We start from the raw sequence: 22,396 nt of genomic DNA, 5'->3' as shown, positions 1-22,396 counted from the left end.
CACCGGCCCGCCGTGTCAGTGCATCGCCTTCCTGATGCGGCGGGTCATCAGCCAGACGCCGAGGGCGACGGGAAGGACAAGCGCGGCGGTCAGGGTCGGTTTTTCGACATGCACCGCATGGGCCACCGGGGCCAGAAGATAGCTGAACAGGCTGACCGCGTAATAACTGATCGCCACGACCGACAAGCCCTCGACCGTTTCTTGCAGGCGCAGTTGCAAGGCGGCGCGGCGGTCCATGCTGGCCAGAAGATCCTGGTTCTGGGCGGAGCGGTCGACCTCGACCTTGGTGCGCAGCAGCTCCCCGGCCCGGAAGGCGCGGTCGGTCATGGTTTGCAGGCGGCGCTCGGTGCTTTTTACCGTGCGCATCGCCGGGTCGAAGCGGCGCATCATGAATTCGCCGAAAGTCTGGCGGCCAAGGAAGCGTTCTTCGCGCAGGACTTCGACCCGCTGGTGCACGATGGCTTCGTAGGCGCCGGTTGCGCCGAAGCGGAAGGCGCTGCGCGACATCAGAGTTTCCAACTCGGTCGCGTAACCAAGCAGGTGGTCGAGCTGTTCGGCGGGGGCGGTTGTGCCGCCGGTCATGTCTTGCAACAGCTCTGACAGGCCGGCGTCGATCTCGGCCATTCGGGCATTCAGTTTGCCCGCGCGCGGGAAGCCGAGCATCGCCATCGCCTTGTAGGTTTCGATCTCGGACAGGCGCTGGACGATCCGGCCGATACGGGCGGGGCCGGTGTCGGGCCTTGGAAACACGGCAAAGCGCATGTGGCCCGCGGGGTCGATGCGAAAATCGCTGGCAAGCACGGCGTTGTCATCGAGCACGCTGCTGGCGGCGAGGCTTTCGGGAACGAACCATTCTTCGATGGCACGGGTGATCTCGGTATTGTCGTCCGTTGCGTCGGTGATGCGAATATGGGCCGAGGTCACCCGCACGCCGGGCGCGGCGGCGATCCAGTCCTTGGGGAAGATTTCCCAGATCGACGGATCGAAAGGCCGGTCGCTGAGCCCGTCAGTGAAGACCATGTAGGTGACGAATTCGGTATGTTGTTCCCATTTCAGGTGGTAGCGCCCGATCTGGCCGGAAAAATGCGTGGCATCCGGTTTGGGGTGCTGCGCGCCATGACGGTCGAGCAGGGCCTTGAGATGATCGCGGTCGGCGGACCGGTCGCGCCCGGCTGCGTTGCTCTCGGGTTTGAGCGCGAGGATTGCCGCCTGGCTGCCATGGGCCATGGTCGGGAAAGGGCGGGCATGAAGCTCGTTTGCCAGGTCGTAGCGCAGGGGGTGGTCCGGAAAGGCTGTCATGGTCGGTCCTTGGGAAATCAATCCTGAACGCATAGCGGCAAAGCAGCGCGATTGGAACGAAAAATACAATGAAATGAGAGGGTTGGGCGTGTGCAATGGTATACTGAATTGGCTAAGTCACGGTTTGGCGGGCAAAATCGCCGGAAAATCGGTTGACGTAGGGGCAGATGGTCGCGCTAACGGGCTTGCCATCGACAACGGGGGCGTGTCGTTATCGCCACATGGCGCGTCCATTCCGTTGTAGATTCTGCACTCGCAAGGTAAACAGCGCGACGAACCCGAGCGAACTGGAAGTACGGGACAAAGGGGAACAGTGTGAAGATAGGGGCTCCGAAGGAGATTGAATCCGGCGAAAATCGCGTGGCGATGACACCGGACAGTGCGGTCCAGCTGCAAAAGCTGGGCTATGAGTGCCTGATCGAGGCTGGCGCCGGCGCGAATGCCGGTTTTGCCGATGCCGACTACGAGGCAGCCGGTGTAACCGTTGTGAAAACAGCGGCCAGCCTGTGGAAAGAAGCGGACATCATCGCCAAGGTGCGGATACCGACTTCGACGGAGCTAAAGCGCCTGACGGCGGACAAGACCCTGATTTCCTTCTTCAATCCGGCGGGGAATGAAGAGGGTATGGAGTTGGCCAAGTCCAAGGGTGCCAGCGTGATCGCCATGGAAATGGTGCCGCGGATCAGCCGGGCGCAGAAGATGGACGCGCTGTCCTCGATGGCCAATATCGCGGGCTACAGGGCCGTGATCGAGGCGGGCAACAACTACGGACGTTTCTTCACCGGGCAAATCACGGCGGCGGGCAAGGTGCCCCCGGCGAAGGTGTTGGTGGTCGGTGCGGGCGTTGCCGGTCTGGCCGCGATCGGCACCTCGACCAGCCTCGGCGCGATCACCTACGCCTTCGATGTGCGGCCGGAAGTGGCTGAACAGGTCGAATCGATGGGCGCGGAATTCGTGTATCTCGACTTCGAAGAAGAGCAAAAGGATGGCTCGTCGAGCGGCGGCTACGCGTCGGTCTCCAGCCCCGAGTTCCGGGAGGCGCAGCTGGCCAAGTTCCGCGAGCTGGCCCCCGAGATGGATATCGTTATCACCACGGCGCTGATCCCGAACCGCGAGGCCCCCAAACTGTGGCTTGAGGACATGGTTGCGTCGATGAAGCCGGGGTCGGTGATCATTGACCTTGCAGCCGAGCGGGGCGGCAACGTCGAAGGCACGGTCAAGGATGAGCGGGTTGTCACCGACAACGGCGTCATCATCGTTGGCTACACCGATTTCCCCAGCCGGATGGCCAGCCAGGCCTCGACGCTTTACGCCACCAACATCCGGCACATGATGACCGACCTGACCCCCGAGAAAGACGGACAGGTCGTGCACAACATGGACGATGACGTGATCCGTGGCGCGACCGTCACCCACCAGGGCGAGATCACTTTCCCGCCGCCGCCACCCAAGGTGCAGGCCATCGCCGCGCAGCCCAAGAAGGAAGCGCCCCGAGAGTTGACGCCGGAAGAACGCCGCGCGCAGGAGATTGCCGCCTTCAAGGCGCAGACTCGCCAGCAGGTGACCCTGCTGGGGATTGGTGCGGTGCTGTTGCTGGGGGTGGGCCTTGTCGCCCCGGCCAGCTTCATGCAGCACTTCATCGTCTTCGTGTTGTCGGTCTTCGTTGGCTTCCAGGTGATCTGGAATGTCAGCCACTCGCTGCACACCCCGCTGATGGCCGTCACGAACGCCATCTCGTCGATCATCATCCTCGGCGCCCTGATGCAGATCGGGTCGGGCTCGTGGCTGGTGATCATCCTCGCTGCCGTGTCGGTCTTCATGGCCGGAATCAATATCTTCGGCGGCTTCCTCGTGACCCGGCGCATGCTCGCCATGTTCCAGAAATCGTAAGGAGTTGGGGATAATGGAATTCGGATTCACCACGGCGGCCTATGTGGTCGCGGCTGTCCTCTTCATCCTCTCGCTCGGCGGGTTGTCCGGGCAGGAAAGCGCAAAGCGCGCGGTCTGGTATGGCATTGTCGGCATGGGGCTGGCGGTGTTCGCCACGCTCATCGGCCCCGGCTCGGGCCTGTGGCTGTTGTCGATCATCCTGATCGCGGCAGGTGGAATTATCGGTTGGTATGTGGCCACCAAGGTCGAGATGACCGAGATGCCACAGCTTGTGGCTGCGATGCACTCGCTGGTTGGCCTTGCTGCTGTCTTTGTCGGCTTCAACGCCCATTTCGAACTGGGCCGCGTTCTGGCAATGGACGCCACGACGCGCGAGGCGCTGCACGGCTTTGCCCAGATTCTTGCCCACAAGACGGTGGTGGAACAGAACATCCTGCGGGTGGAACTGTTCCTTGGCATCTTCATCGGGGCCGTGACCTTTACCGGGTCGGTCGTGGCCTATGGCAAGCTGGCGGGCAAGGTCGGCTCGGCGGCGACCAAGTTGCCCGGCGGGCACATGCTGAACGCAGGTGCGGCGGCGCTCTCGGTGATCTGCCTTATCTGGTATTTCAACACCGGCGGCTTCTTTCCGCTGTTCCTGATGACGCTGGCCGCGCTCTTCATCGGTTTTCACCTGATCATGGGCATCGGCGGCGCCGATATGCCGGTGGTGGTGTCGATGCTGAACAGCTACTCGGGCTGGGCCGCGGCGGCGATCGGCTTCTCGCTCGGCAATGACCTGCTGATCGTGGTCGGTGCGCTGGTGGGCTCCTCCGGTGCAATCCTGTCCTACATCATGTGCAAGGCCATGAACCGCTCGTTCATCTCGGTGATCCTCGGCGGCTTCGGCGGCAGCGCGGGCCCGGCGATGGAGATCGAGGGCGAGCAGATCGCCATTGATGCAGACGGCGTGGCGACGGCCTTGAACGAGGCCGACAGCATCATCATCGTGCCGGGCTATGGCATGGCGGTGGCGCAGGCGCAGCAATCGGTCAGCGAACTGACCAAGAAGCTGCGGGCGCAGGGCAAGAACGTGCGGTTCGCGATCCATCCGGTCGCCGGTCGTCTGCCGGGGCACATGAACGTGCTCTTGGCCGAGGCCAAGGTGCCCTATGACATCGTGATGGAAATGGACGAGATCAACGACGACTTCCCGGATACGGATGTGGTCATCGTGATCGGGTCCAACGACATCGTGAACCCGGCGGCTCAAGAGGACCCGAACAGCCCCATCGCCGGAATGCCGGTGCTGGAAGTCTGGAAAGCCAAGCAGGTCTTCGTGTCGAAGCGCGGGCAAGGCACGGGCTATTCCGGGATCGAGAACCCGCTCTTCTACAAAGAGAACACGCGCATGTTCTACGGCGATGCCAAGGCGTCCATCGACTCCCTGCTGCCGAAGATCGGCTGAGGCCGGGCCAATTCGGCACACCCAAAGGGGCGGTCTTGCGGGGCCGCCCCTTTCGCATGACTGGGACGTCTTACTTGGTCAGGATCAACTTGCCCGCCTTGGTGATGCGAAGGATGTAGACCTTGTCGTCAAGGGTGATGACCCCGGTGCCGTCCCGTCCGACAAGGGCGCGGGCCTCGTGGTGCGGGCTTGACGCGGGCAGGTCGGACGTGGGTTCTGATCGGATCACTGTGTCATGAAAGGACATTGGGGGCGTCTCCTGTCTGTATGTCTTCCACCAATACCTGACAAAAAATATCAGATAGAGTCAATCCTGAGTTTTTCGATCAGAATATACCTTTGGCCGCGGGACGTCGACACAACTGGTCAAGGGCCGCGCGCAGAGTATCCCGCACCGGCCCATCACGGGGGGCGTCGCGCAGGGTTGTGAACCAGTGCTCTGGCGGCGTGCGGCCTTGGCGGGCCTTTTCCCAGACCAGCGCCCTTAGCACGGCCTCGGCCTCGGGGGGCAGGCGGTCGGGAATTTCTTGCCCCGTGAGGGTGGCCCAGACCCCGGTCCAAAGCCGTCCGACCGACCACGGGTTGTAGCCGCCGCCGCCAAGCACCAGAAGGCGCGGTGCGTTCAAGGCCATCAGCCCGGAGACCACGGCCCAATGGGCGTTGTTGGACAAGGTCAGGCGAGAGAGCGGGTCTTCTTCGACCGCATCGGCGCCGCATTGCAGGACGATGGCGTCAGGGCGAAAGCGGTCCACGGCAGGCAGGATCAGCCTGTCGCGGATCAGGGACATTTCGCTATCGTTCAGCCCGCGCGGCACCGGCAGGTTCAGGCAATTGCCGCCGCCATCATCCGATAGCGCTCCGGTAAAGGGCCAACGCCGGTCTTCATGAACCGAGATCAGCAGCGCATCGGGATCGCCCGCGAACCCGTACTGAACCCCGTCGCAGTGATGGGCGTCGATATCCACATAGGCGATGCGCTGTGCCCCCGCGCGCCGCAGCGACAGCATCGCCAACACCGGGTCGTTGAGATAGCAGAACCCGCCGGCGCGGTCGGGAAACCCGTGATGGGTGCCGCCGCCAGGATGGTAGATCACCCCGCCATGGGTCAGGAGTTCCCCCGCCAGAAGCGACGCGCCAGCGGCGGTCGACGGGCGGCGGAACATTTCCGGGTAGACCGGGTTCGACACCGTCCCGAGGCCGTGACGCGCTCGGATGTCCTCGCTCACTTCTTGTCGGGCCTCGGCCTGTTGCAAGGCGTCGATATATTCGGCGGTGTGCCAGACCCCGAGGGCGGCGGGCTTGGCGCGGGGGCTGGGGCGATAGCGCTCGAATGGCAACCATCCAAGGGCGCGGGACAGGTCCATGACGGTCGAGACACGCGGCACCCTCAACGGGTGATGCGCCCCGTAAGAGGAATGGCGGTAGATTTCCGAGCCCAGAAACAGCGGAGCGGCCGCCGGGCTATGTGGCTGTCTGCTGTGCAATGGCCCGCCAGATCCTCGTTGTCTACACCATCCCCTGAAAGTGTCGTCCGGGGCAGCCTGATTTCAAGTCCGAGAGCGGGGGGCTGGAAAAATCGCTCCAGACCGGCTCTAGTAGAGTCATAGATGCGAGGAGGAGAATCCCCCGGGAATGGGCAATTTTCGGACATACCAATCGCCCATGCGGCTGGATGGGGCGGGCAAGCGCGACATTCGCTCGCAATTCGCGGCGTTGCCGTTTCGCCGCCGCAAGTCGGGACTGGAGATCCTGCTGATTTCAAGCCTCGACACCGGCCGTTGGATCATTCCCAAGGGCTGGCCCATCCATGACATGACACCGGCCGCCGCCGCCGCGCAAGAGGCGTGGGAAGAAGCCGGGATTACCGGAGTGGTCAGCGAAACCTGCGCCGGGTTCTTTTCCTATCACAAATCCATGCCGGACAAGCGTCAGGTGCCCGTCGTGGTCGCCGTGTTCCCGCTGGAGGTGCACAAGCTTGAGCGTGATTTCCCGGAATCCGGTGATCGCAAGATCAAGTGGTTTTCGCAGACCAAGGCCTCGGCCCGGCTGGAAGAGCCGGAGCTGCAAAAAATCCTTCGCAACTTTTCGCCCGGCAAGTATCTGTAAGGCGGCAGCGGGCGGGGCTTGATTCTGCGCCTGCGAAGGTTACCCTTGCTCCATCATGATCCGTTACAGTTTGACATGCAGCCAGGGACACAGCTTTGAAAGCTGGTTCAAATCCGCCGAGGCCTTCGAGGCACTCGAAACGCGGGGCTTGGTGGCTTGTGCCATCTGTGGCGGCAGCGACGTGAAAAAGGCGCTGATGGCGCCGCGCGTGTCCAAGGCCACCCCGAAAGAGGCCGCCGCCGAGCCCGCGACTCCCAAGCTGTCAGAGCCCGCCAACAAGGTTGAAAAGGCCCTTCAGGCCCTGCGCAAGCACCTTGACGAGAACTCGACCTATGTTGGTGGCAATTTCGCCAAGGAAGCGCGGGCGATCCATCTGGGCGATGCGCCCGAGCAGATGATTCATGGTGAAGCCAAGCCTGAAGAGGCGCAGCAACTCCTTGAGGATGGGATCGCAGTCGCACCGCTGCCCTTTCTTCCCAAGAACCGGAGCACGTAAGTTATGCGAGCCATTGTTATCGGGGCGTCCCGTGGGATCGGTCAGGAACTCGCGGCGCGGCTACAGGCGCGCGGCGATGATGTCATTGGCACCGAACGCGAAGGCAAGGCCGGGCTGGACGTGACCGACCCGGTTTCTGTCGGCGCGTTCTCGGCGGCCCATCCCGAACCGCTCGACCTCTTGGTGTGCAATGCGGGGGTCTATCTCGACAAGCTGCAAGACCTCGACAAAGGCTATCCTGCGGCAATGTGGGCCGAGACCTTTGCAGTGAATGTCACCGGTGTCTTTCTGGGGGTGCAGGCGCTGTTGCCGCAATTGCGGGCCGGGCAGCCAGGCAAGATCGCTATCATCGGCTCGCAAATGGGCAGCGACACCAAGGCGCCGGGCGGGTCGTTTATCTACCGCGCGTCAAAGGCCGCTGCGCTGAACCTTGGGCGTAACCTTGCCACCGATTTGCGGGCCGACGGCATTTCCGTCGGGATCTATCATCCCGGCTGGGTGCAGACGGATATGGGGGGCGCCGCCGCAGACATCACGGTGGCAGACTCCGCCGCCGGGCTGATCGAGCGCTTCGACGCGCTGTCGATGGACAGCACCGGATGTTTTCTGTGCTGGGACGGACGCGAACACCCTTATTGAGCAGCGACATCCTGCGGGCTCTCGGCCTCGACAAAGGCGCGCAGCTCGGGGTCTTCCAACTGCATTTCAATGGTGCGCAACGCGTTGTCCAGCGTCGCTTTGTAGAGGGCGTTCAACTCCATATCTTCCAACATCTCATCAAGGCGGCCTTGCAGGTCGCCCGACCGGATCGAACTGTCTTCACAGGCGTTGAGGTCAAACTTGTCCCAATAGCCGAGGTCGATGCGGCTTTCATCCTTGGAATTGGCGGTTCCGCGCAGGCGTTTGAGCAGGAATTCTTCCCGGCTCTTGATGGCATAGTGGTTCATCTGTGCGAACTCGTATGACACGATATTCTTGTTCGCCCGCCAGCCGGAACGCATGTATTTCTCGCCCATCAAAGCGCCGCTGGCGTTGACCCAGTGCACCTGATCGGGGTGAATGTCGCGCTTTTTTTCGAACCGGGGCCGGTGGACGCCGAAATAGTCGAAGCTGGCGGGGCGGAACAATGTCTTGAAGCCCCAGACAAGGCCATTTTCCGGCTCTACCACGTTGCAGGCGCGGGTGAAGCGCTTGGTTACGGGGTCGGGCAGCAGGTGGCGTTCGCCACCGGACCCGAAGATCCGCCAGCAGATCGAGACGGCCTCGGTCTCGTCCGGGCAGGCATCAATCAGCGCGTCGATGCTGCCGTCGCCCGCGTGAATGTTCAGGAATTCATCTGCATCGGCGATCAGCACCCATGACGCATCGCGCACCACGTCCATCTGGTTCGCGCGGGAATAGGCGCGGCGCTGCGGGTCCATCCGACCGCTGATCGGATTGTCGAAGTGGTGAACGATTCCCATCGCGTCCAGCCGGTTGAGCAACAGGTTGGTGCCGTCGGTGCAGTCGTTCGAGAACAGCACGAAATCGTCGAAACCGAGGTTGCGGTAATGGGCGATCCATTCCAGCAGGTAAGGGCCTTCGTTCTTCAAGGTCGAGACGAGGATCTTGCGGCCGTTCCCGGCAAAAGGAGGTTTCAGCCGCGGCCGCATCGCCAATTCGTCTTTTTTCGGTGGCTCGACGGGGTTGCCCTTTTCATCCAGCGTCTGGCCGGTCTTGCGCGCCTTGGCGATCAGGTGCAGCAGCTTTTCGCGGGTCTCGGGCTTTAGCTCTGGCGGTGCGGGGGGGGCGTCCGCCTCTGGGGGGGCGCTGTCCAGCTCGATCCCGGTGATCTTGGACAGCTCCTCGGCATCTGTCGCGTCTTGCCGCTTTTCGGCATTCCGAATGCCGGTCGAGCGCGCGATCATCTTGGCGATGGTCTTGTTGGGCACGCCGTCGTCCTGCATCTTCCTGACCAGCGCCTGCGTTTCCTTGGGCAAATGCTGGGTGAACAGAACTTCGTCCAACTGGTCGATGCGGACCGCACCGGCCTGGCGCAAACTGTCGACCCATTCGTCATATTCGCCGGTATGGCGCAACTGCTCGACGCGGGTGGCGTGATAGGCGAGCGCCCTGTCCTGCAACTCTGCCAGTGTCGCGTCTTTCAGCATCTCTTCCATCAGCGCCTTGACCTTGGGCGCGTGGCGCGCGGCGCTGACGGTCGGTTCCTGTTCATTGCGGTCGAAAATCGAGAAATAGGAGGCATTGTATTTGTCCTCCTTGTTGTTCACGTTGCCGCGCAACCGGCGCAGCAGGTAGGCCTCGTAGCTTTTTACCGCGTAGTGGTTCATTTCCACGAAGTCATAGGACAGCGTCGGTCCAGTCGAGCGCCAGCCGCTTTTTTTGAAGCTTTCGGTCATCGGTTGCCCGCCGCCATTGACCCATTTCAGGGCCAGCAGTTTCTCGACTTGTCCCTCTTTCGAGGCCTTGTGCTTGATCGAGGGGCGGTGGATACCGAATTTCATGTCGTCAAAGGGGCGCACCATCGACTTGACGCCCCAGCCCTTGCGGAACTTGTCGGGCGCACCTCGGGTATAGCTTTCGGTGACCAGACCGGGGCGCCAGTCCAGCACATCGTTCGAGCCGTAGAAGCGCCACGTGATCATGATGCCTTCGCTGTCCTCCGGCACCGCGTCGATCAGCTCTTGTACATGGCCGTTGCCGACCTTGATGTTCACGAACTCGTCGGCATCCATGGTCAGGATCCATTCGGAGTCGGTGATTTGCTTGTTCTTTCCGGCCAGCCACAGCGCATGGGGTTGGGGTTTCTTGCCCTTGGGCACGTCATTGCGGAAGTGCTGGCAATAGCCCATTTCCTGCAGGCGCATCAGCATCTGGTCGGTGCCGTCCTGACAGTTGTTGGTGTAGACGCAGATATTGTCGAAGCCGATAAGATGGTGATAGGCGACCCACTCCAACAGGCAGTGCCCCTCGTCCTTCATCATCGACAGGATCGTATACCTGTGTTTCGGCATGAAATGCCCCCTTGGGGTCGGTGCCCCGTTGCTCGTGTCCTCGGGTCGGGTTGATGGGTGCCCGACCGCTGTCTTTGGGCAGAGTAAACCTGAATCCCGGCAAAATTGCGAGGGCAGCGGTTGAGACCGCGTTAAAATGATCGCGGCCTGCGGCCTTCAAGACTCGCTCACGGCAAATTGCGTGCCCAGACGCGCAGCCGCTTGTGCCGTTCGGTCGGTTTTGTCGACGTGGGGCAGCCCCCATTTCTTGTGCATGGCGGAACGTCGCCACCCGCACCGGCATCCCGTCCCCCCTGTTCCCGGCCCTCCCGCCCAAGGAGGGTCATTCCCCGGATGCGGTGCGAGAGAGGCCGGTCCCCGAGAGAAATCGCGGGGGCCGGTCTTTTTTGACGGGCGGGTCAGCCTTGTGCGAGGGCCGCCTGTGCAAGTGTCAGGATATTGTTCCGCACGTTTCCGGCCTGCATGCCGCAGCGCAAACTGTCATCGTAGAGCATTCGCAGCATCAGTTCGTCCTGACGGGTCAAGACGCCGTATTCCTCGTCATCGTTGAAGATCGAAGGGCGGGCGAGGTCGCTGTCATTGGGCAGGCCCATCCCTTGGGCAAGCTCTTCTTCCATGCAGGACTGGCGCATGAGCGACGGATGCTCTGCCCGAACGATGGCCACCGCCTGCGCGTAGCCTGCGGCTGGATCGCTGGCAGGCAGGGCGACGACCATACACAGGGTGTCGGGGCGCATCCGCACGATGGCATTTTGCGCCGCGCGGCTCATTTCCGGAGCGATCTGTTGCAAGGTGCGGCGGGCATTGGCACGCTCTTCGTCGCTGAGCACCAGCACATGAAAATTCGGACGGTCACTGACGATCTGGATCGGATGGCCGCTGGCGCGTTGCAAGCGCCGCGCGACGCCGCGGATGGCGCCTAGGTCATGCTGCCGCTGGCCTGCGGTTACCGAGGGGCCGAAGCTGACGCCAAGGCGGATCGGAACCTCCCACCTGCGCAGGGGGATGGCGGTGCCTCCGTGGCTCGCCGCGCCGCCGCGCAGGCTGTATTCCGACCGTAGGGCGATGGCCATGAAGTTGCGGGCCAGCGTTGGCGCGTCCAGCCCACGGGCGGCCCGGTCCTGTCGCAGCCGCCCCTCTGCCAGCAGCCTTTGTTCCATCTGCCGATAGTACAGCCCAAGGTCGCTGCTTTGCGGATCGGGGACAATCTGTCCTCCGGTTGACGCGCTGCTCCGGGTGACCTGTTGCGCCATGGCGTGGCCAAGGCCAGCGGCAATCCACAAGACCATGGCAAGGCACAGGCAAGGTATGCGGGTCTTGGACACGGTCAGAGCGGCCATGAATTCCTCCGGTAAAGCGGGCAGACGGGACTGCGGCAGTCTTCGGAGTCGAATCGCTTCTGTCAACGTGCAGGCGAGAATTGTGATCGGCGCACGGCGTCAGAGCGGGGCAGACAGGCCCGCGCTCTGCAATTGCTGCAATCGGGCGTAGGCGCCGCGTTTGGCCATCAATTCGTCATGGCTGCCTTGTTCGATGGCCCGGCCCTTGTCCATCACCACGATCAGGTCAGCATCCCGAATGGTTGACAGGCGATGCGCGATGACCAGTGTCGTGCGCCCCTTGGACAGCCGCGCAAGTGCTTCGGTCACCAGTTGCTCGGACCGTGCGTCGAGGGCCGAGGTTGGTTCGTCCAACAGCAAGATGGGCGCATCGCGCAGCATGGCGCGGGCAATGGTGACACGCTGACGTTGCCCGCCGGACAGGCCCGAGCCGCGCGGCCCTACCGGGGTGTCGAGGCCGAGGGGCAGGGTGTTGGCGAAATCGAGCACCGACGCGGCTTCCGCGGCGGCCCGAATCTGGGCGTCGCTGGCATCAAGCCGCCCGAGGCGGATGTTCTGGGCGATGGTTTCGTCGAAAAGGGCCGAGTCCTGCCCGACCAGCGCCAGCGAGTCGCGCAAGGCATTCAGATCGGCCTGTCCTGTCGCGGTGCCGCCGATGGTGATCTGGCCCGACACCGGATCGACCAGCCGCGACAGCAGGGAAAACACAGTACTCTTACCTGCGCCGGAGGGGCCCACAAGGGCCGTGGTCCTGCCTTGAGTCGCGGTAAAGTTCAGCCCTTGCAACACCGGCGTGTCACCGTAGGCAAAACTCACGTCCTCAAACACCACGTCGCCGGGGGTAATCGGCTTTGGGCTGGCCGGGGGCAGGATCGTCGCCTTGGCTTCCAGCACGCTGTAAAGCCGTTCGAGCGACGCCATCGCGGCCTGAATATTGCCTGCCACGGCCGACAGCCGGCGCAACGGGTCAAAGACGAGGGCAAGGGCGGTGAAGAACGACATGAATTCGCCCACCGTCTTGGTGCCGTCCATGATCTGCCGCCCACCAAAGATCAGGACTGCCAGAAACCCGATGGCGGCAATCACGTCGATGATGGCCGGGTTGGCGGCCTTGCCACGTTCCGAGCGCAGCTGCGCGGCGAGGAACCCGTCCACTTCCTTGTCGAAGCGGTGCGATTCATGTTCTTCCAGTCGGTTGACCTTGATCGAGACAATGCCGTGAAAGATCTCGTCAAGCTGTGTCGACAAGCGCGAGGCCGCTTCGCGGGCGGCGCGGGTCGTGGTACGGATCACGCCCTGCAAAAGGCCAAGCGGAACGATCAGGATCGGCACGCCAGCCAAGGCCATCAACGCCCACTGCCAGTCGGTCCAGATCATCACCGACAACAATGAAATGACCGAGATGGTATCGCGTCCAAGGGTCATCAGCGTGGCGCTGGCCAGCCCTTGCAGGGCCAATGTGTCGCCGCGCACCCGTTCGATCAGGGCGCCGGGGGCGTTGTCCTGAAAATAGCGTGCGTCGAGGCCAAGCAGATGGGCCACCAGCCGCGCCTGTAGTGCGGTGGTCACTTTCAGACCGACCGACACGATCAGGACGCGCTGGCCATAGCCCGAGACCGCGCGCAACAGGAACACGCCGGAAATCGACAGCGCCACCCATGTCACCGCGCTGGTATCCCCTGCGACGAACACGTCGTCGAAAAGCGGTTGGATGAGGTACGAGATGACCCCAAGAGTGCCGCCTTCAAGCACCATCAACCCAAGGGCCACGATCAGAATGGGCCAGAAGCCCACCACGTGATCGCGCCACAGGCGCAGGATCAGGTTTTCGGCCCGGCGCTCATTCACGGCGCAAAATCCAGTCGACCAGGATGTTGCCCGCGCTGCTTGGCTGGAACGCGGCCTTCAGGGCGACCGGGTCATAGACGTTGTCCACCCAATCAAGAAAGCCGATGCCGGTTTCAGCGTGGGCCATGCGATATGCCTCGATGAAGGCATCCAGGATGCCGGTCTTGGATCTGCTCACATGCAGGTACCGCATCGACAGTTGCTCTGCCGCCTGTTCCGGGGGGCGGCCGATATGCAGCAAGTAGACCGCCGCGCCAAGGCCCGCGCGATCGGCACCCGATTTGCAATGCAGCAGGAACGGGCGAGGGACGCGCTCGAACGCCTCGATCAGGTTGTGGATCTCGTAGGCATGGGGCGCCTTGCGCGAGTAGAGCCGCACGTTGACCAGCTCGATCCCATGTTCGTCGCAGGCCTCTTGTTCGAGCAGGTAGGAGCCCCAATCGCTCGGACCGCGAAAGTTGAGGATACCCTTGATCCCAAGGTCTGCAATCTCGGCGACCTGCCGGGGCGAAGGCTGGTTGGACCGCCATGCACCGGGGGCGAATTCCTCCCGGTTGGTCCAGAAGCGGCGCAGGAAACCGTGATCGTTGACATTCATGTCGTAACGCGCCCGCGCCCGCGCGCCCGGCGCGTTCAGGTCATGCGCCCATGTTGCGCGCCAACGGGCGTCGAAGGCCCGCCATGCATCTCTCAGTCGCGACATCTGCCCTCTCGCGTGGTTCAGGGTGGGTGATTACGCGGACAGGCCGCGTTTCACAAGTCTATGGCAGGATCAGCAGCCATCCCGACGCCGTGAGAACGGTCAGCGCTGTTCCGATCAGGACGGATGACGCCGCCACGCGCCGCGCTGCGCCATACATGTTTGCGAAAAGATAGGCGTTCACACCCGGCGCCATCGCGCCGGTGACCACGGCCGCCCGCAACTGGCCTTCTTGCAGCCCGGTGACATAATGGCCCATGCCATAGGCAATCGCGGGATGAACCATTAGCGACAGCACGCAGACATAAGCGATTTCCTTGGCATCGCCTTCGGGGCGATACCGGTACAGCACCCCGCCGAGGCCGAACAGGGCGGCGGGCAGGGCGGCGCGGATCATCAGGTCGATCGCCTCGCTGACCACGCCGGGCAACGCCAGTCCGGTCAGGTTCACGACAAAGCCAAGCGCAATCCCGATCATCAGCGAATTGCGGAACATCGCCCTGCCGACAATGGACACCAACCGCATCGGCTGACGGGTCTGGGCAATGACGATTTCCATGGTGGTGATGCCAAGCAGGTAGCAAAACGCCGCGTGGATCGAGATGATGGCGTAGTTCGGAACCAATGCGTCCGCCCCATAGGCGCGTTCCATGATCGGCAGGCCAAGCAGGACGGAGTTTGCGAACAGGGCCACGAAACCGATTGCAATACTGTCCGGCCATGCCCGCCCGAACAGCTTGCGTGCGCCGAGGATGCCCAGAACAAAGCAGGTGGCCGAGCCTGTGTAATAGGCCAGCAGCAACCGCCAGTCGAAGCTGTGGCCAAGGTCCAGCGTTGAAATGGCCCGGAACAGCAGGCAAGGAATGGCGAATTTCTGGGTGAAGACCATCAACCCGTCGACGCCGCTGTCGGAAAACAGCCCCCGCCACACGGCGAGATATCCGGCCCCCAGCACAAGGAAGACCGGAAGGACAACGTCGAGAAGGGCCGTCATTCAGACCTCGTATCGGATCACCATCCCGTCATGGGCGGGCGTGATGTGATCAGGGGTTTCCTCGGCCACCGTCTGGTGATCGAGGTCGATATGCATATTGGTCAGCACCGCGCGGGCGGGGGCGGCGCGGTCGATCCACTCCAGCGTCTTGGACAGATGCGCGTGGGACGGGTGTGGTGTGCGGCGCAGCGCATCGACGATCCAGCAATCCAGCCCGTCGAGCGTTTTCCACGCGGCATCGTAGATTTCGGACACGTCCGGCAGGTAGGCCAGATCTTCAATCCGAAATCCAAGGCTGTCGATCGTGCCGTGCTGCACCTTGAATGGGGTCAGCACGATCGCGCCGCCGGGGCCGTCGATGGTGACATCGCCCTTGATCGTGTGCAGGTTCAGGATCGGCGGATAGTCCGACCCGTCCGGCTGCACGAAAGCATAACCGAAACGGCTGAGCAGATCGTTTTGCGTGGCCCCATCGGCCCAGACATCGACCCTCTGGCGCATGTTGAAGACCACCATCCGCAGATCGTCGAGCCCATGCACATGATCTGCATGGGAATGGGTGTAGACGACCCCGTGCAGGACACCCACGTCGGCATCCAGCAACTGTGCGCGCAGATCGGGCGAGGTGTCGATCAGGACGCGGGTGATGCCGTCATTGTTCTCGCGTTCGATCAGCATCGAGCAACGACGGCGCGTATTCTTGGGGTTGTCGGGGTCGCAATCGCCCCAATGCCCGCCAAGCCGGGGCACGCCACCGGACGACCCGCAGCCAAGGATCGTGAAACGCAATTCGGCCATCAGGCGGCGTCCTTCCATGCCTTGGCCTTCCAGAACAGGCGGTCGAAATTTTCCGTGGTCTGGGCGAAGAATTCGGCCTCGGACAGGTCGAAGGTCTCGGCCGCGCGCTTGGCGGTGTGCAGCGTGTAGGCCGGTTCGTTCCGCTTGCCGCGATAGGGCGGCGGCGCAAGATAGGGAGAATCGGTTTCCACAAGGATGCGGTCGAGCGGCGCTGCCGCGAAAATATCGCGCAATTCTGACGACCGCGGGAAGGCCGTGATCCCGGACATGGACAGGTAACAGCCAAGCCCGAGCGCGGTTTCCGCCAAAGCGCGTGACGAGGTAAAGCAGTGCATCACGCAGGGGAAAGGCCCCTTGGCGTGTTCTTCCGTCAGGATGCGGGCCATGTCGTCATCTGCATCGCGAGAGTGGATGATCAGCGGCAGACCGGTCTGGCGGGCCGCCTCGATATGCATTCGCAGGCTGACCTGCTGCACCTCTGCACTGTCGGCGGTGTAGTGATAGTCTAGCCCGGTTTCGCCAATCCCGACGAATTTCGGGTGCTCGGCCAAGGCGACCAGCCCTTCGACCGTGGCCAAGGGTTCATCCGCCGCACTCATCGGGTGGGTGCCGGCGGCCCAGAACACTGGGTCATGTGCCTCGGCAATAGCGCGCACCTGCGCGACATTCCGGAGCTTGGTGCAAATCGTCACCATCCGGGTCACGCCCTGATCGACGGCGCGGTTTATCACCTGCGGCAGTTCTTCGGCGAAATCCGGGAAATCGAGGTGGCAATGGCTGTCGACAATATCCGGCAGGTCACTCATCAAGCGTCGTCCTTCGCGCCGTCTTTGGATGGGTCAGAGGGGCAGGCGCTCGGCGGTGCTGCCAATCCTGAGACACATATCAAGGAGAAGCGCGGCAGGGTCAAGGTTGACCGCCTTGCCGCGCCGGGCGCGTGCGGTGAGGTCTGCCGAGAGGTCGGCCCATGCCCGACCTGTCCGCAAATCTGGCGAAAGACGCCTCAGAACCTCGGACTCGCCGGGCAGGATTTCCGCCGGGGCCTGGCCCGTTGCCCCCGTTCGCGCCAGCCGGGACAGGAGCCGGTCGATCATGTCGAGCGTCAGGTCAAACCGCGCCTCGGCCCCCTTGGCGCCGCCGCCTTCGGCCAGTTTCATCGCGCGCGGTCGGTCCATGTGGGGAAGCGAGGCAAACAATTCCAACAGTTCCGCGTAGAGGGTCAACCCCTCCTGCTGCACCAGTGCCACGGCTTCGCCGACGGACCCCGCGGCAAGCTCGGCCAGAGCGATGCTGTTTTCCACCTCGATCCCGGCTTCGGTGAGGGCGCGGCCCATATCCTCGGGGCCAAGGGTGCCGAGCGTCAGCGTGCGGCACCGCGACCTGATCGTGGGCAGCAGGCGCGAGGGTTGATGCGACACCAGCAACAGGATGGCGTTTCTGGGCGGCTCTTCCAGCATCTTGAGGATGGCGTTGGCCGCGTTGGCGTTCATCTCTTCGGCGGCATCGACAATCACCACCCGGCGTCCGTTGCCCGAGGCCGACAGCCCGAAAAACTCTTTGAGTTTGCGCACCTCTTCGACCGTGATCACCGTCTTGAGACGCTTCCTCTCGAAATCCCATGGGCGGCGCAGCAGAAAGAGCCCCGGCTCGGACAGGGCGTGCACATGATGCGCGACGGGGTGATCGGGGGATATGGCCAGGCTTTCGGGCCTTGGCGCGGCAAAGAGCGCGTCGGCTTCCTCCATCGGGGTGGCCAACAGAAATCGTGCGATGCGCCAAGCCAGCGTCGCCTTGCCGACGCCCTTGGGGCCGGTGACCAGCCAGCCATGATGCATCCGGCCAGAGGTGAACGCGTCCAGAAAGGCGGCCTCGGCAGCCTCGTGCCCATAAAGTTCAAGGGTTTCGCGCGGATGCGGCGCCCCTTCGGCGCGGTCGGCCTCGGGCAGGTCTTCGGCTTCGCCAAGCGTGCTCATACCAATGCCTGCTGCACCGTCGTGAACACGTCCGCCGCCACCTCTTCGGGCGGGCGGTCGCCGTCGATCACACGGAACCGGTCGGAAAATTCGCGGGAAAGGGCGAGAAACCCGTTCCGCATCTGCCTTTGCAATTCCAGGCCGAAATCCTCGAACCGCTCTTCGGTGCCCTTGCGCCCCTTGGCGCGGGCGAGGCCCTTTTCCGGGTCCATGTCGATCAGGAGGGTCAGGTCGGGTTCGCGCCCGATCATCAGATCGTGCAGCGCGTCCACCTGTGCGCGAAGATCACCGCGCGACAGGCCCTGATACATACGGGTGCTGTCGGCAAAGCGGTCGCAGATGACGACCTTGCCGGCGTCCAGCGCCGGGCGGATGGTGCGTTCCAGATGGTCGCGGCGGGCGGCGGTGAACAGCAGGATCTCTGTTTCCGCCGACCAGCGGTCCGGGTCGCCTTCCAGCACCAGAGATCGGATTTCCTCGGCCCCCGGGGATCCTCCGGGTTCGCGGGTCAGCACAACCTCGCGGCCCGCGTCGCGCAGTGCCTCCGCCAGCAGCCGGGCCTGCGTGCTCTTGCCCGATCCGTCGATCCCCTCAAGCGAGATGAACATCAGCCGGCCAATTGATCGCCGTTGCCAAGGATCATTTGCAGCACCACGCCCGCCGCCGTTCGCAAGCGCGGCACCAATCCGGCGGTGCCCACATCCCCGGTTGCGACCAGCGGCACGCGCCGCTCGTCGAAGCCCTCGGCGCGGATCACCAATTCCCCGATTTCCTGACCAGCTACGATCGGGGCTTGAATGGGGCCCTGATAGACCACTTCAGCCTCGATATTGCTGTCAAGCAGCGCGGGCAGCAGCATCGTCACCCCTTCGGCCGCCGCCATGCCCACGGTGGCGGAGTCGCCAAGGAACACCTCGGCCTGCGCTACTTCGGTGCCTTGCGCGACGACTTCCTGCTCGGCGAATTGGCGGAAGGCCCAATTGGCGATCCGCTCGGCCTCTCGTGCCCGTGCCGCGGCACTGTCGAGGCCGGAAATCACGAAGGTCACGCGCCGACCGCCCTGAACCGCCGACCCGACAAGGCCATAACCCGCCTCTTCCGTATGCCCGGTCTTCAGGCCATCTGCGCCGATCCCCATACCAAGCAGCGGGTTGCGGTTGTGGCGGTTGTCGGGCGCACGGTCATCGAAGGGAAACTCCTCGACACCGAAATAGTGATAGTATTGCGGGAACTCGGTGATCAGTCGCTCGGCCAGAATACCCAGATCGTGCACCGACATGACATGGCCGGGAACAGGCCAGCCGTTCGAGTTGCGAAAGGTTGAATGGGTCATGCCAAGCTGCTGCGCGCGCGCGGTCATCAGATCGGCAAAGCCGTCTTCGGTGCCATCGGGCGACAACGCCTCGGCCAGAACCGCGGTGGCATCGTTGCCCGACAGCACGATCACCCCGAGGATAAGGTCCTCGACGCGCACCCGGTCGCGGGTGTTGAGGAACATTGTGGACCCGCCATAGTCCATGGCGTGCTGGCTGACTGGCAGGACGGTATCAAGCGTGAGCCGCCCGTCCTCCAACGCCTCGAACACCATGTTCAGGGTCATCAGCTTTGACATCGAGGCCGGCGGCAAGGGCACATCGGCATTTATGTCCAGCAACACCTGACCGGTGTTGTGGTCGATCACATAGGCCGCCGTGGCATCCGTCTCGAAGGCGGCGGCGGGCAGGGCCAACAGGCTGCAAAGCAGGGCGAGGACGAGGCGGAACCGGGCGATCATATTTCCCCTTCTGGCGTCAGTTTTCTACAAAATAGGCATCGGCGAAGCCAAGGTCGCGCACGGTTTCCAGAAGCCGGGCACGCTCCGAGCTGTTGGCGGCAGGGCCGACGACGACGCGCCAGAAGGGACGCCCGCTGCTGGTCTGCCGATGGGTGGTTGGCACGAGACCGGCTTCGCGCATCATGTCGGCGGTGCGGTCGGCATTGGCTTCGACGCTGAAAATGCCGATCTGGATATAGGGACGGTCAAGCGTGGTCGCCTGCGGCGCCGGGGACGGGGCGGGGGGAGTCCGCGCCTCGGCCTCGTCAATGGCGGCGCTGGCGGCGGCGATCGGGTCGATTTCGCTGGTCTGGATGGCGCCTTCGGGCGCGGCCGAATCCGGCATGTCGGCAGCCGGGGTTTCCTCGGGCACCTCTTCGCGGCGCAGCGCCGTTACATTCAGGTTGGTCGGCGCGCCCGCGACAAGGCCAAGCGCGGCCGCCGCGTCGGACGACACCTGGAGCAACGGGCCGGGGTTGGCCCGCTCGCGCCGGAACAGGGCACCGATCACGAACCGGCCGTTTTCCTCGTTGCGGATGATCACCCGTTCGGGATCGGTGGCGTCGGGGTGGGCGACCCAAACACCGCCAAGCGATGGCCGTCCGTCCCAAAGACCCTGATCCGTCACCTGAAACACCTCGGGCGCTTCAACGTCCCGATCCACCAGCCGGGTGGAGCCGGATTGTGCTACGGCTTCTGACGAGTTGCCGCCTCCGCCACCACCCTGACCGAAAGGCATCTGGAACCCGTCTTCGCAAGCCGCAAGGGCCAGCACCAACACGAGTGCCCCGGCCAATCGCGCCGGGTGTCTGGAAACCGTTCGGAAGCTCATCGTCTTTCCCCTGCTCTGCCGCCCCACGCGTCTTTTGCAGACGCTGTGCGCTCGGTTCACGGTCCGGTCAGCCAGCCCGCGTGCCCATCGCGTTGGCGCGAGGATACAGCTTCACCCGCCCGGTGCAAACCCATCCCGTGGCCATCGGCGACAACTTGCATCCCCCGCCCGCGCAGAGCGTCTTTCAGAATCGCAAAACCCGGTCTAAGGCAGGGGACCGACCCGGAGGAGTGGCAGAGTGGTCGAATGCACCGGTCTTGAAAACCGGCGTGCGTGAAAGCGTACCGTGGGTTCGAATCCCACCTCCTCCGCCAACCACATAACCCATTGATATTAATGTAAAATACCCGCGAATCCCTCTCGGAATTCCCGCGGGTTAGGCCTGTTTGGTGCTGGTAGAGACGCGTCTCCGGGGCGGGACCCGGCGCATTTCGCCTGCGAGTCTCTGTTGCAAGCAACCCGCGGGTCAGTTTTCGGGGGTGATTTCCCTGCTCGCAGGGAATTTGCAGGGAATTTTTTCGGATTTGGGAGGTTTTCTGAGGTTCCCGCCGAATTTACTCCTGCAGTTACAATGCCTTGGAGGAGATTTCCCTACTGGATCGAGCAGGGAATGTGCAGGGAATTCGCACGAGCGGCCCTGAACGTTGTACAGCGGTCCTGACTAGCGTGGTCATCATCCTTCAATGAACCGATCAGGCGAAGCCGTAGCGGCGCTCCTGCTCGTCCCAATTCAGTGGAACCTGGTCGCGGATGATCCGCTCAAGACACAGCTCTGGCGGCTGGGTTCCATCGCGAAGGGCGCACTGGATCCTTGGGGACAGGAAGGCCATCTTCAGGCGGTTCCGGATGAAGACTATCTGCTGCTGTTCTGCCGCGGCGATCGTTCCGAGAGAGGTCCCGGACCGGATCGCCTCTGCCCAGGTCAGGGCCCTGGAGAGGGTGCGCAGCAGTCTTGCATCGGGAGCGGGTGTGGGCGTGCCGACGATCAGCTTGGCCTCCTGCCCGCGGCGCCGGCGGTCGAACCGGGTCGAGAGCGTGGCCAGATCGGGATGCAGCGCGTTGGCAGGGAGATCGAGCTCCTGCGCGAGGGTTGCTGGGTCCAGGACAAGGTCGATCGATCCGCTGGGTGTGAGCCTTCCGGACACAAGGAGGGATCTGATGAGGTCCCTGTCCTTGGACCAGGCGGCGAGGAGCGCCGCCCGGTCCATGTCCTCCAGATCCGACAGAGAAAGTCGCCTCATGCTTGAGCCGTATCTCTGGCCAGGCGGTAGACCGGGGCTCCGCCCTCCCTGGGCGACGGGTGCTTCTCGATCTGGAACCCCGCCTTGCGCAGCCCGCTCAGGGCGGCCCGCACGGAATGCGCCTGCCACCCCGTGGCGTTTTGCAGGGCGGCAATATCAGCGCCTGATTTGCGCCCGAGCAATCTCTGCACGGTGGCGATCTTGGTCTCGCGCGGCTTGGTCTGGCTCGATGTCGTCATGACAGTCTCCTGTGTCTTGCGAGGCGGCATAAGGCAGCCCCGTCACCGAGCGGAGCCCGGGGTGCGGCCGGGCGTGTGACCACTGACGCTCTGTTCGCCAGCCAAGTCCAGTCGAATGTCATGGGATACGAGGAATTAAAGCCCCCGCCTTCGCGTTTGTCAACCAAATCAATACTTTACATGAATTTTGTGTTGACGGGATTCGACCCGAATCATAGTATGGAGACATCGGAGCAGGAGGCTTCCGAACCCACTAGCTGTGGAACGTCAACAGGTTGTTCCGATCCAATCCTAATCGGCTGATTGGTGGTTTTGACTTTAGCGCCGAGTGCGGACGGTGCCAATTGTAGAGATGCGTCCATACGG

Annotated in this window: 21 protein-coding genes, 1 tRNA gene and 1 pseudogene; 6 read left to right on the top strand and 17 right to left on the bottom strand. The window is 63.2% G+C overall.

The genetic code is table 11. The annotated features are described in order from the left end of the window. Nucleotides 1–15 precede the first annotated feature (15 nt). Nucleotides 16–1,299 (bottom strand): DUF3422 family protein, encoded by a 1,284-nt coding sequence (locus tag BKY27_RS00115; protein ID WP_071672389.1) that lies wholly within the window; start codon nucleotides 1,297–1,299, stop codon nucleotides 16–18. A gap of 315 nt (nucleotides 1,300–1,614) precedes the next feature. Here BKY27_RS00115 and BKY27_RS00110 point away from each other — a divergent pair, with 315 nt between their 5' ends. Beyond that, a complete protein-coding gene (locus tag BKY27_RS00110; RefSeq protein WP_071672388.1) occupies nucleotides 1,615–3,189 on the top strand; it encodes a Re/Si-specific NAD(P)(+) transhydrogenase subunit alpha in 1,575 nt (524 codons plus the stop codon). A 13-nt stretch (nucleotides 3,190–3,202) separates the two neighbouring features. Continuing rightward, the gene (locus tag BKY27_RS00105) at nucleotides 3,203–4,636 is read left to right on the top strand and encodes an NAD(P)(+) transhydrogenase (Re/Si-specific) subunit beta (protein WP_071672387.1); all 1,434 of its coding nucleotides are present in this window, start codon (nucleotides 3,203–3,205) and stop codon (nucleotides 4,634–4,636) included. A gap of 70 nt (nucleotides 4,637–4,706) precedes the next feature. Here BKY27_RS00105 and hemP read toward each other — a convergent pair whose 3' ends face one another. Continuing rightward, nucleotides 4,707–4,883 (bottom strand): hemin uptake protein HemP, encoded by a 177-nt coding sequence (hemP, locus tag BKY27_RS00100; protein ID WP_199559059.1) that lies wholly within the window; start codon nucleotides 4,881–4,883, stop codon nucleotides 4,707–4,709. A 79-nt stretch (nucleotides 4,884–4,962) separates the two neighbouring features. Next, nucleotides 4,963–6,120, bottom strand: coding sequence for an acetoin utilization protein AcuC (locus BKY27_RS00095; RefSeq protein WP_071672386.1), 1,158 nt, complete (start codon nucleotides 6,118–6,120; stop codon nucleotides 4,963–4,965). A 178-nt stretch (nucleotides 6,121–6,298) separates the two neighbouring features. On the opposite strand from BKY27_RS00095, the gene BKY27_RS00090 reads away from it, so the two are divergent. From BKY27_RS00090 to BKY27_RS00080, 3 genes are read left to right on the top strand one after another with little or no spacing between them, the layout of a single operon-like run. After that, a complete protein-coding gene (locus BKY27_RS00090) occupies nucleotides 6,299–6,742 on the top strand; it encodes an NUDIX hydrolase (RefSeq protein WP_233491744.1) in 444 nt (147 codons plus the stop codon). Between the two features lie 55 nt (nucleotides 6,743–6,797). Further along, nucleotides 6,798–7,238, top strand: a complete 441-nt coding sequence (locus tag BKY27_RS00085) for a DUF1178 family protein (RefSeq protein ID WP_071672384.1) — start codon at nucleotides 6,798–6,800, stop codon at nucleotides 7,236–7,238. 3 nt (nucleotides 7,239–7,241) lie between these two features. Next, nucleotides 7,242–7,877, top strand: a complete 636-nt coding sequence (locus BKY27_RS00080; RefSeq protein ID WP_071672383.1) for an SDR family NAD(P)-dependent oxidoreductase — start codon at nucleotides 7,242–7,244, stop codon at nucleotides 7,875–7,877. Here BKY27_RS00080 and BKY27_RS20315 read toward each other — a convergent pair. The 11 genes from BKY27_RS20315 to BKY27_RS00020 form a co-directional block, all read right to left on the bottom strand. Beyond that, nucleotides 7,871–10,252, bottom strand: coding sequence for a glycosyltransferase family 2 protein (locus BKY27_RS20315; protein ID WP_233491743.1), 2,382 nt, complete (start codon nucleotides 10,250–10,252; stop codon nucleotides 7,871–7,873). The genes BKY27_RS00080 and BKY27_RS20315 overlap by 7 nt on opposite strands. Nucleotides 10,253–10,650: 398 nt before the next feature. After that, nucleotides 10,651–11,592, bottom strand: coding sequence for a DUF2927 domain-containing protein (locus tag BKY27_RS00065; RefSeq protein ID WP_071672382.1), 942 nt, complete (start codon nucleotides 11,590–11,592; stop codon nucleotides 10,651–10,653). Between the two features lie 99 nt (nucleotides 11,593–11,691). Further along, nucleotides 11,692–13,440: an ABC transporter ATP-binding protein gene (locus BKY27_RS00060; protein WP_233491742.1), complete on the bottom strand. Its 1,749-nt coding sequence runs from the start codon at nucleotides 13,438–13,440 to the stop codon at nucleotides 11,692–11,694. Then, a complete protein-coding gene (locus BKY27_RS00055; RefSeq protein ID WP_084667782.1) occupies nucleotides 13,433–14,143 on the bottom strand; it encodes a tyrosine-protein phosphatase in 711 nt (236 codons plus the stop codon). Before BKY27_RS00055 ends, BKY27_RS00060 begins: the two co-directional genes overlap by 8 nt. Nucleotides 14,144–14,201: 58 nt before the next feature. Then, the gene (locus tag BKY27_RS00050) at nucleotides 14,202–15,134 is read right to left on the bottom strand and encodes an AEC family transporter (RefSeq protein ID WP_071672381.1); all 933 of its coding nucleotides are present in this window, start codon (nucleotides 15,132–15,134) and stop codon (nucleotides 14,202–14,204) included. Beyond that, a complete protein-coding gene (locus BKY27_RS00045) occupies nucleotides 15,135–15,932 on the bottom strand; it encodes an MBL fold metallo-hydrolase (RefSeq protein ID WP_071672380.1) in 798 nt (265 codons plus the stop codon). Then, on the bottom strand, nucleotides 15,932–16,738 hold the full coding sequence (locus BKY27_RS00040; RefSeq protein ID WP_071672379.1) for a TatD family hydrolase: 807 nt from the start codon (nucleotides 16,736–16,738) through the stop codon (nucleotides 15,932–15,934). Before BKY27_RS00040 ends, BKY27_RS00045 begins: the two co-directional genes overlap by 1 nt. Before the next feature lie 33 nt (nucleotides 16,739–16,771). Then, a complete protein-coding gene (locus BKY27_RS00035; RefSeq protein ID WP_071672378.1) occupies nucleotides 16,772–17,905 on the bottom strand; it encodes a DNA polymerase III subunit delta' in 1,134 nt (377 codons plus the stop codon). Next, nucleotides 17,902–18,513 (bottom strand): dTMP kinase, encoded by a 612-nt coding sequence (gene tmk, locus BKY27_RS00030; protein WP_071672377.1) that lies wholly within the window; start codon nucleotides 18,511–18,513, stop codon nucleotides 17,902–17,904. Before tmk ends, BKY27_RS00035 begins: the two co-directional genes overlap by 4 nt. Beyond that, on the bottom strand, nucleotides 18,513–19,679 hold the full coding sequence (locus BKY27_RS00025) for a D-alanyl-D-alanine carboxypeptidase family protein (protein ID WP_071672376.1): 1,167 nt from the start codon (nucleotides 19,677–19,679) through the stop codon (nucleotides 18,513–18,515). The genes tmk and BKY27_RS00025 overlap by 1 nt, the downstream gene beginning before the upstream one ends. 16 nt (nucleotides 19,680–19,695) lie before the next feature. Then, on the bottom strand, nucleotides 19,696–20,550 hold the full coding sequence (locus tag BKY27_RS00020; protein ID WP_071672375.1) for an SPOR domain-containing protein: 855 nt from the start codon (nucleotides 20,548–20,550) through the stop codon (nucleotides 19,696–19,698). Between the two features lie 224 nt (nucleotides 20,551–20,774). Between BKY27_RS00020 and BKY27_RS00015 the strand changes: the two genes are divergently transcribed. Beyond that, nucleotides 20,775–20,864: transfer RNA gene (locus BKY27_RS00015), tRNA-Ser, on the top strand. Between the two features lie 378 nt (nucleotides 20,865–21,242). On the opposite strand, the gene BKY27_RS00010 is transcribed toward BKY27_RS00015, so the two are convergent. The 3 genes and pseudogenes from BKY27_RS00010 to BKY27_RS19830 form a co-directional block, all read right to left on the bottom strand. Next, nucleotides 21,243–21,791 (bottom strand): hypothetical protein, encoded by a 549-nt coding sequence (locus tag BKY27_RS00010; RefSeq protein WP_071672374.1) that lies wholly within the window; start codon nucleotides 21,789–21,791, stop codon nucleotides 21,243–21,245. Further along, nucleotides 21,788–22,030, bottom strand: a complete 243-nt coding sequence (locus BKY27_RS00005; RefSeq protein ID WP_071672373.1) for a DUF3489 domain-containing protein — start codon at nucleotides 22,028–22,030, stop codon at nucleotides 21,788–21,790. Before BKY27_RS00005 ends, BKY27_RS00010 begins: the two co-directional genes overlap by 4 nt. A 253-nt stretch (nucleotides 22,031–22,283) precedes the next feature. Beyond that, nucleotides 22,284–22,396: pseudogene (locus BKY27_RS19830) on the bottom strand (IS481 family transposase); the annotation flags it as partial.

The organism is Nioella nitratireducens (assembly GCF_001879715.1).
Classification (GTDB): domain Bacteria; phylum Pseudomonadota; class Alphaproteobacteria; order Rhodobacterales; family Rhodobacteraceae; genus Nioella; species Nioella nitratireducens.
Note: the sequence above shows the minus strand (reverse complement) of the source record. Positions and strands in the feature narration are given on the sequence as shown.

Bases quoted from the DNA above. Each gene is read 5' to 3' on its own strand.
- BKY27_RS00115 (WP_071672389.1), bottom strand. From the start codon at position 1,299: ATGACAGCCTTTCCGGACCACCCCCTGCGCTACGACCTGGCAAACGAG.
- BKY27_RS00105 (WP_071672387.1), top strand. From the start codon at position 3,203: ATGGAATTCGGATTCACCACGGCGGCCTATGTGGTCGCGGCTGTCCTC.
- hemP (WP_199559059.1), bottom strand. From the start codon at position 4,883: ATGTCCTTTCATGACACAGTGATCCGATCAGAACCCACGTCCGACCTG.
- BKY27_RS00090 (WP_233491744.1), top strand. From the start codon at position 6,299: ATGCGGCTGGATGGGGCGGGCAAGCGCGACATTCGCTCGCAATTCGCG.
- BKY27_RS00085 (WP_071672384.1), top strand. From the start codon at position 6,798: ATGATCCGTTACAGTTTGACATGCAGCCAGGGACACAGCTTTGAAAGC.
- BKY27_RS00080 (WP_071672383.1), top strand. From the start codon at position 7,242: ATGCGAGCCATTGTTATCGGGGCGTCCCGTGGGATCGGTCAGGAACTC.
- BKY27_RS20315 (WP_233491743.1), bottom strand. From the start codon at position 10,252: ATGCCGAAACACAGGTATACGATCCTGTCGATGATGAAGGACGAGGGG.
- BKY27_RS00065 (WP_071672382.1), bottom strand. From the start codon at position 11,592: ATGGCCGCTCTGACCGTGTCCAAGACCCGCATACCTTGCCTGTGCCTT.
- BKY27_RS00055 (WP_084667782.1), bottom strand. From the start codon at position 14,143: ATGTCGCGACTGAGAGATGCATGGCGGGCCTTCGACGCCCGTTGGCGC.
- BKY27_RS00050 (WP_071672381.1), bottom strand. From the start codon at position 15,134: ATGACGGCCCTTCTCGACGTTGTCCTTCCGGTCTTCCTTGTGCTGGGG.
- BKY27_RS00045 (WP_071672380.1), bottom strand. From the start codon at position 15,932: ATGGCCGAATTGCGTTTCACGATCCTTGGCTGCGGGTCGTCCGGTGGC.
- BKY27_RS00040 (WP_071672379.1), bottom strand. From the start codon at position 16,738: ATGAGTGACCTGCCGGATATTGTCGACAGCCATTGCCACCTCGATTTC.
- BKY27_RS00035 (WP_071672378.1), bottom strand. From the start codon at position 17,905: ATGAGCACGCTTGGCGAAGCCGAAGACCTGCCCGAGGCCGACCGCGCC.
- tmk (WP_071672377.1), bottom strand. From the start codon at position 18,513: ATGTTCATCTCGCTTGAGGGGATCGACGGATCGGGCAAGAGCACGCAG.
- BKY27_RS00025 (WP_071672376.1), bottom strand. From the start codon at position 19,679: ATGATCGCCCGGTTCCGCCTCGTCCTCGCCCTGCTTTGCAGCCTGTTG.
- BKY27_RS00020 (WP_071672375.1), bottom strand. From the start codon at position 20,550: ATGAGCTTCCGAACGGTTTCCAGACACCCGGCGCGATTGGCCGGGGCA.
- BKY27_RS00010 (WP_071672374.1), bottom strand. From the start codon at position 21,791: ATGAGGCGACTTTCTCTGTCGGATCTGGAGGACATGGACCGGGCGGCG.
- BKY27_RS00005 (WP_071672373.1), bottom strand. From the start codon at position 22,030: ATGACGACATCGAGCCAGACCAAGCCGCGCGAGACCAAGATCGCCACC.